General features: G+C 75.5%; 7 protein-coding genes. All 7 read right to left on the bottom strand.

What is annotated here, in order from left to right; translation table 11 throughout:
- Positions 1–229 precede the first annotated feature (229 nt).
- Positions 230–535 (bottom strand): co-chaperone GroES, encoded by a 306-nt coding sequence (groES, locus tag PYV61_RS18520; RefSeq protein WP_275834355.1) that lies wholly within the window; start codon positions 533–535, stop codon positions 230–232.
- Between the two features lie 215 nt (positions 536–750).
- The gene (locus PYV61_RS18515; RefSeq protein ID WP_275834353.1) at positions 751–1470 is read right to left on the bottom strand and encodes a biotin--[acetyl-CoA-carboxylase] ligase; all 720 of its coding nucleotides are present in this window, start codon (positions 1468–1470) and stop codon (positions 751–753) included.
- Positions 1460–2227: an undecaprenyl-diphosphatase UppP gene (uppP, locus tag PYV61_RS18510; protein WP_275834351.1), complete on the bottom strand. Its 768-nt coding sequence runs from the start codon at positions 2225–2227 to the stop codon at positions 1460–1462. Before uppP ends, PYV61_RS18515 begins: the two co-directional genes overlap by 11 nt.
- A complete protein-coding gene (bshA, locus tag PYV61_RS18505; protein WP_275834349.1) occupies positions 2224–3423 on the bottom strand; it encodes an N-acetyl-alpha-D-glucosaminyl L-malate synthase BshA in 1200 nt (399 codons plus the stop codon). Before bshA ends, uppP begins: the two co-directional genes overlap by 4 nt.
- On the bottom strand, positions 3420–4352 hold the full coding sequence (gene miaA, locus PYV61_RS18500) for a tRNA (adenosine(37)-N6)-dimethylallyltransferase MiaA (RefSeq protein ID WP_275834347.1): 933 nt from the start codon (positions 4350–4352) through the stop codon (positions 3420–3422). The genes bshA and miaA overlap by 4 nt, the downstream gene beginning before the upstream one ends.
- Positions 4352–6184, bottom strand: a complete 1833-nt coding sequence (gene mutL, locus PYV61_RS18495) for a DNA mismatch repair endonuclease MutL (RefSeq protein ID WP_275834345.1) — start codon at positions 6182–6184, stop codon at positions 4352–4354. The genes miaA and mutL overlap by 1 nt, the downstream gene beginning before the upstream one ends.
- Before the next feature lie 46 nt (positions 6185–6230).
- Positions 6231–6884 (bottom strand): SH3 domain-containing protein (locus tag PYV61_RS18490; RefSeq protein WP_275834343.1); only part of this gene is annotated, 654 nt, incomplete at its 5' end.

Below are 6884 nucleotides of genomic sequence, written 5' to 3'. Positions count from 1 at the left end.
CCTTGGTCACCGTGGGGGCGCCGAACTTCTTGTCGATGACGACGTTCCGGCCCTTGGGGCCGAGCGTCACCTTGACCGCCTCGGCCAGCTGGTCGACGCCGCGCTTGAGGGCAGCGCGCGCGTCCGTGTTGAAGTGCAGTTCCTTCGCAGCCATGTCAGTGCGTCCTCAGAGAGGAAGGGGTGTTGAACGGAGTTCCGACGGGGAACCTGCGAGCGAGCGCCGGCGCGTTCAGCCGACGATCGCGAGGACGTCCGCCTCGCGGAGGATCAGGTACTGCTCGTTGTCGAGCGTGACCTCGGTGCCGCTGTACTTCCCGTAGAGCACCTTGTCGCCGACCTTCACGTCCATCGGCACGCGGTTGCCCTTGTCGTCGAACTTGCCCGGGCCGACGGCGATGACCTCCCCCTGCTGCGGCTTCTCCTTCGCCGTGTCGGGGATGTACAGCCCGCCGCGCATCTGCTCGGTCTCCTCGAGCGCGCGGATGACGACCCGATCGGCCAGGGGCTTCACGGCGACGGCGTTCTTGGTGGCCATTGCTTGCGCCTCTCCGAAATGGAATGGGTGTGGTTGTCTTGTTAGCACTCACTCGCAGTGAGTGCCAACGCGCCCGAAGGTACCCGGCGGCCGGCGACGAGTCAACCCCCGCCGGGACCCGACGCGGCGCGTCCAAACCCCTGCCCTGTAACGACTTGTGCCACTCGGCGCGCGCCATTCCGGCACGCGATGCGCCGCCCCGGCACACCCCGCTGTCAATCCTGCAGCGTCAGCGTCGCCTGGCGGAGGCGATGTTCGGCGCCGTCGTCGCCCGCCACCAGCAGCTCGCCGGTCGGCAGCACGCGGCAGACCGCGCCGCGCACCGGCGCCCGGGCGCGCCGCCCCGCCAGCGCGTCGCCGGCGGCGTAGCGCGCCAGCTCGTCGGGGGCCAGCGGCCCGTGCCCCGCGGCGGCCGCACGGAGCGCGGGGATCAGCACGTCGAGCACTTCGTCGCGCGTCGTGCCGGCGCGCAGCCCCACGGCGTCGGGCATCTCGGGCGGCGGGACGAGGTTGACGCCGACGCCGATCGCCACCCACTCGGGCTGCGCGTCGCGCCACCGCGCCTCCACGAGCACGCCGGCCAGCTTCCGCCGCGCGATCTGGAGGTCGTTCGGCCACTTCACCCCGACCGCCCCCTCGGCCAGCGGCTGCAGGGCCTCGGCGGCGTGCAGCCCGAGCCGCAGCGATAGGACCTCGAGCCCCGAGGCGTCGGCCGGACGCTCGAGCAGCGTCAGCCAGACGCCGGCGCCGGGGCGCGACACCCACGGCCGCCCCGCGCGCCCCCGCCCGCCGGTCTGCTCGTCCGCCAGCACCAGCGTCCCGGCCGCGGCCCCCTCCGCGCCGAGCGCGTGGGCCACGTCCATGGTCGACGGGACGGCCGCGTGGTGGTGCACCGCCGGCACGCCCAGCCGGCGCGCGAGCGCGTCAGCGGCCAACGACGAACGGGAAGATCAGGGCGACCAGGATGCGGTACCAGCCGAAGGTCGCGAAGGCGCGGCCGCGCAGGAACGCGAGGAAGGTCTTCACCGCGAGCAGCGCGGTGATGAAGCTGACGACGAAGCCGACGCCGAGCGCGGGGAGGTTCGCGCCCAGCTCCCCGTGGCTCTTCAGCAGGTCGTAGCCGGTGGCCGCCGCCATCGTCGGGATGGCGAGGATGAAGGAGAACTCGACGATCGTGCGCTTGGGGATGCCGATGAGCGTGCCGCCGATGATCGACGCCGCCGACCGCGACACGCCGGGGATCATCGCCAGGCACTGGAACAGCCCGATCAGCGCGGCGTCGCGGTACGTGATGGCGGAGAAGTCGACCTCCGCGTCCGGCTCGTCGCGCCAGCGCCGGTCGAACCAGATCAGCACCACGCCGCCGAGCAGCAGCGCGCCGAGCACCACGGGGACGTTGCCGAGCAGGTACGCCTTGACGGCCTTGTAGACGGTGAGGCCGACGATGCCCGTGGGGATGAAGCCCACCGCCGCCTTCATGAGCAGCGGGACGTCGAGCAGCTTGCGCCAGTAGAGCAGCACGACCGCCAGGATCGCCCCGAGCTGCACGATGATCTCGAAGCTCTTCACGAACGCGCTGTCCGGGAGCCGGAGGAGCTCCGCGGTGAGGATCATGTGCGCGGTCGACGAGACCGGGAGGAACTCGGTGATCCCCTCGACGATGCCGAGGATCAGGGCTTCCAGGAGCGTCATGCGCCCAATGTAGCGACGCCCTCGGCCGGCGTCGGGAACGGGCGGGTGGGGCGCGGGGCCCGCCCCGACGCGGCGATCGCGCGGTCGTAGAGCGCCTCGTAGCGCGCCACCACCTTCTCGAGCGTGAAGCGGTCGCGGGCGTCCTGCGCGGCGGCCTCGCTCATCGCGCGCCAGCGCTCGGCGTCGCGGAGGATCTCGATCCCGGCGGCCGCCATCCCCTCGACGTCGCCGACCGGGCAGAGCGCGCCGGTGACCCCCTCGCGCACCACCTCGGAGAGCCCGCCGGCGTCGCTGGCGACGACCGGCACCCCCGACGCCAGCGCCTCCAGCGCGCTGAGGCCGAACGACTCGCTCTGCGACGGGAGGAGGAACAGGTCGGCGCCCGCGAGCAGCGGCGCCACCGCCTCCAGCTTGCCGAGGAAGTGCACCTGCCGCTCGACGCCCAGGGCGCGTGCCTCCTGCTCGGCGTCGACGCGCTCCGGCCCGTCGCCGACCATGAACAGCACGCTGGGCACCTCGGCCGTCACCCGCGCGAAGGTGCGCACGACGTCGCGCACGCGCTTCACGGCGCGCATGTTCGACACGTGCATGATGACCTTGCGGCCGCGCGGCACGAGCCACGAGAGCGCGGGCGGGTGCGCGGCGCGGTCGTAGACGACCGGGTCGACGAAGTTGTGGATCACCTCGACCGCGCACCCGGAGCAGCCGAAGGCCGCCAGCGTCTCGCGGCGCAGGTACTCGGACACCGCGGTGACGAAGTTCGACCGCTCGATCGAGAACTTGGTGATCGCGTGGAACGACGGGTCCTGCCCGACGATCGTGATGTCGGTGCCGTGCAGCGTCGTCACGACCTGCACGTCGTCCCCCTTGTCGCGCAGCATCTCGCGCGCGATCCAGGCGCTCGTCGCGTGCGGGAGCGCGTAGTGGCAGTGCAGCACGTCCAGCCCGTGGGCGCGCACCACCTCGTGCATCCGCACCGCGAGCGCGAGGTCGTAGGGCGGGTACTCGAACAGCGGGTAGCGCCCGACATCCACCTCGTGGAAGAAGATCCGCGGGAGGAAGTTCGGCAGGCGGAACGGCTGCTGGTACGTGATGAAGTGGACCTCGTGCCCGCGCGCGGCCAGCGCGATGCCGAGCTCCGTCGCGACGGCGCCGGAACCGCCGTACGTGGGGTAGCAGGTGATGCCGATCTTCACGCGAGCTCCTCGTGGGGGTGCGCGGCCCCGCGCCACCACGCCTCGACGACGGACGTCGCGTCGGGGGCGGCGGGGTCCACCCGGAGAACGTCCCCGGCGGGCAGTTGGTGTCTGAACCAGGTGCGCTGGCGCTTGGCGTACTGGCGCGTCTCGATCACGATCAGGCGGCGCGCCTCGTCGAGGGTCAGCTCCCCCGCCACGTGTCGGCGGAGCGCGTCGTACCCCGACGCCTTCCAGGCGGTGGCGTCGGCCGGCACCTCGCCGACGAGCCGCCGCACCTCGTCGACCCACCCCGCGGCGAGCATGGCGTCGGTCCGCCGCTCGATGCGCTCCGCGAGCGGCGGCCCCGGGTCCACCACGAGGTAGCGGAGCCGCACCCGCGGCGGGCGCGCGGCGGCCGAGTGCCAGGCGCTGATCGGGCGCCCGGTGAGCAGCCCCACCTCGAGCGCGCGCAGGAGCTGCGTGCGCTGCAGGTGCGCCCGGCCCGGGTCGAGCGCCGCGACCCAGCGGCGCAGCTCCTCCACCGGCCGCTCCTCCAGCCAGGCGGCGAGCGCCTCGCGGCGCGCCGGCTCCAGCTCGGGCTCGTCGAACAGCGGCGACGCGAGCGCGCGCAGGTAGAGCCCCGTGCCGCCCACCAGCAGCGGCGCGCGCCCCAGCGCGGCCGCGTCGGCGAGCCACCCGTCGCAGGCGTCGGCCCAGCGCGCGGCGGACCAGCGCTCGGTGGGCTCCGCGACGTCGACGCCGTAGTGCGGGACGCGCGCGCGCTCCCCGGCCGTCGGCTTGGCGGTGCCGAGGTCGAAGCCGCGGTACAGCTGGCGCGAGTCGGCGCTCACGATCGCCGCCCCCTCGCGCTCGGCGAGCGCCAGCGCGAGCGCCGACTTTCCGGCCGCCGTGGGGCCGCAGATCGCGCGCAGCACGGGGACGGCCATCACGCCCGCCCGAAGCGCCGCTCCAGCTCGTCCCAGCCGAGGTGCACGATCGTCGCGCGGCCGTGCACGTCGTGCGCGGGGAGCGTGGTGCGCGCGAGCGCGACGAACAGCGCCCGCATCTCGTCCGGCGACAGCGCGTCGCCGGCCTTCACCGCGGCCTTGCACGCCACGGTCGCCGCCAGACGCTCGTGGCGCGCGTGCGCCGCCGCGTGCCGGTCGCCGGTCAGCGCGTCGAGCGTGTCTCGCAGGCACCGCTCGGCGTCGAAGCGCGGGTGCGGCGTCGGCACCGCGTGCACGAGCAGCGAGCCCCCGCCGAACGGCTCGACCTCGTAGCCGAGGCGCGTCAGCGCGTCGCGGTTGGCCTCGAACGCGTCGGCCTGCGCCGGGCCGAGGTGCAGCGTCAGCGGGAAGAGGAGCCGCTGCGACGGCGACTCGCCGCGCGCCATCGCGCCCAGGAAGCGCTCGTAGAGCACGCGCTCGTGCGCCGAGTGCTGGTCGATGAGGACGACCCCCTCGTCGCGCTCGAACATCATGTACGTGCGGCGCAGCTGCACGAGCGGCGGGACCGCGATCTCCTCCTCGTCCGGCGGCGCCGGGGCGGCCGCCGGCGCCGCGACCTCCCACGGCAGCGCGGGCGCGCCGTGCGGGGCGCCGTCGAAGGCGCGCGGGTCGTGCGGCGCCGGCGCGTCCGGGTCGGCGAAGAGGCCGACCGTCGGCCCCGCCTCCAGGTGCAGCGCGCCGACGTCGCGCCCCGCCTCGGCCCACGGGTTCACCGCCGGCTCCGGCCGCGCGCCGTTCAGCAGCCCGCCGGCGAACCACCCGCGCCCGCCGACGTCGGCGGCGCTGTCGAGCGTGCCCAGGGCGCGGCGCACCGCGCGCTCGACCGCGCGCTCGACCGCCCACCGGTCGCCGAAGCGCACCTCGGCCTTCGCCGGGTGCACGTTGACGTCGAGCTCCCCGGCCGGCAGCACGACTTCGAGGAAGAGCGACGGACGCAGCCCGGCGGGGATGGTGGAGCGGTACGCCGCCTCGGCGGCGCGCACCAGCCCCGTGTCGCGCACCGCGCGGCCGTTCACCGCGAGGAACACGCGCCGGGCCGCGGTGCCGACGTCGCCCGGCCGCTCGACCAGCCCGGTCACGTGCACCGCGCCGGCGACGTCCTCCACGTCGAGCAGGCCGTCGGCGTAGCGCGCGCCGTGGATCGCGCCCAGCCGCGCGCGCAGCGACGGCGCCGCGGGGAGCGCGAGGCTCGACTTGCCGTCGTGCGTCGCGCTGAGGCGCACGTCGCGCCGCGTCAGCGCCATCACGACGAGCACGTCGCTGATCGCCCGCCACTCGCTGCGCGCGGAGCGGAGGAATTTCTGGCGCGCCGGCGTGTTGTGGAACAGCCGCGCGACCGAGACCGTCGTGCCGCGCCGCCGCGCCGCGTCCTCGACGCCCTGCAGCGCTCCCCCCGACGCGCGCACCCGCGTCCCCGCGCCGTCCTCGGGCGACGTCTCCAGCTCGAGGTGCGAGACCGAGCAGATGGCCGGGAGCGCCTCGCCGCGGAAGCCGAAGCTGGCCACGCCGACCAGCTCCTCGGCGTGGCGGATCTTGGAGGTGGCGTGGCGGGAGAGGGCCAGGACCGCGTCCTCGCGCCCCATGCCGGAGCCGTCGTCGCTCACCCGGACGAGGGCGCGCCCCCCCTCCTCCACCGTCACCTCGACGGCGGTCGCGCCGGCGTCGAGGGCGTTCTCGACCAGCTCCTTCACGACGGAGGCGGGGCGCTCGACCACCTCGCCGGCGGCGATCTGGTCGGCGACCGCGGGGGGGAGGACGGCGATGCGGGGCACGGCCGTAAGCTAACGCGCCGCCGTCCCGCCCCGGCGGACGCGGCCGTCAGGGCGCGGTGAGCGCCGCCAGCGAGACCAGCCGGTCGCTCTCGACCCACCCCTCGCGGTCGCCGTCGAGCTGCACGCGCACCCACGCGTTCTGCCGGCCGACGACCCGGGCCACGTCGCTGGCCTGCACCGGGGCCGTGGGGTCGGCGCCGAGCGCGGGCTCGGTGCGCAGCGACCCGTCGCGCCGCACCACGGCCAGCGACTCGGCACGCGCGAGGTCGGCGAGGTAGAGCGCCCCGCCGAGCAGGACGACCGCCGTCGCGCCCGCCGGCCAGGCGACGCTCGTCGCGCGCCGGGGAGCGCGGCCACGCATCCGCAGCGCCACCGCCGCACCGGCGGCGATCCCGAGCAGCAGCCCGCCGACCGCCACGAGGTCCACCGGCACCGGCGGGAGGCCCGCGACGCGCCCGTCCTGCGAGGTCGGGAGGAGGGCGAGGCGGTCGCGCTCGTCGTCGGCGGTCGGGGCGAGGCGCAGCGCGCGCTGCCACCCCACGGCGGCGGCCACCGTGTCCCCCTGCTGCCACGCCGCGGTGCCGAGGTTGGCCCACGCGTCGGGGGCGCGCGGCGCCGCGTCCGCGGCCGTCTCGAACGCGGCGCGCGCCTCGGCGAGCCGCCCGGCGTCGTACGCCGTCACGCCGCGATCGAACGCGCG

This window comes from Roseisolibacter sp. H3M3-2 (assembly GCF_029211165.1).
Lineage (GTDB): Bacteria > Gemmatimonadota > Gemmatimonadetes > Gemmatimonadales > Gemmatimonadaceae > Roseisolibacter.
Note: the sequence above shows the minus strand (reverse complement) of the source record. Positions and strands in the feature narration are given on the sequence as shown.

Coding starts and splice junctions, on each gene's coding strand:
- groES (WP_275834355.1), bottom strand. CDS start 535: ATGGCCACCAAGAACGCCGTCGCCGTGAAGCCCCTGGCCGATCGGGTC.
- miaA (WP_275834347.1), bottom strand. CDS start 4,352: ATGGCCGTCCCCGTGCTGCGCGCGATCTGCGGCCCCACGGCGGCCGGA.
- uppP (WP_275834351.1), bottom strand. CDS start 2,227: ATGACGCTCCTGGAAGCCCTGATCCTCGGCATCGTCGAGGGGATCACC.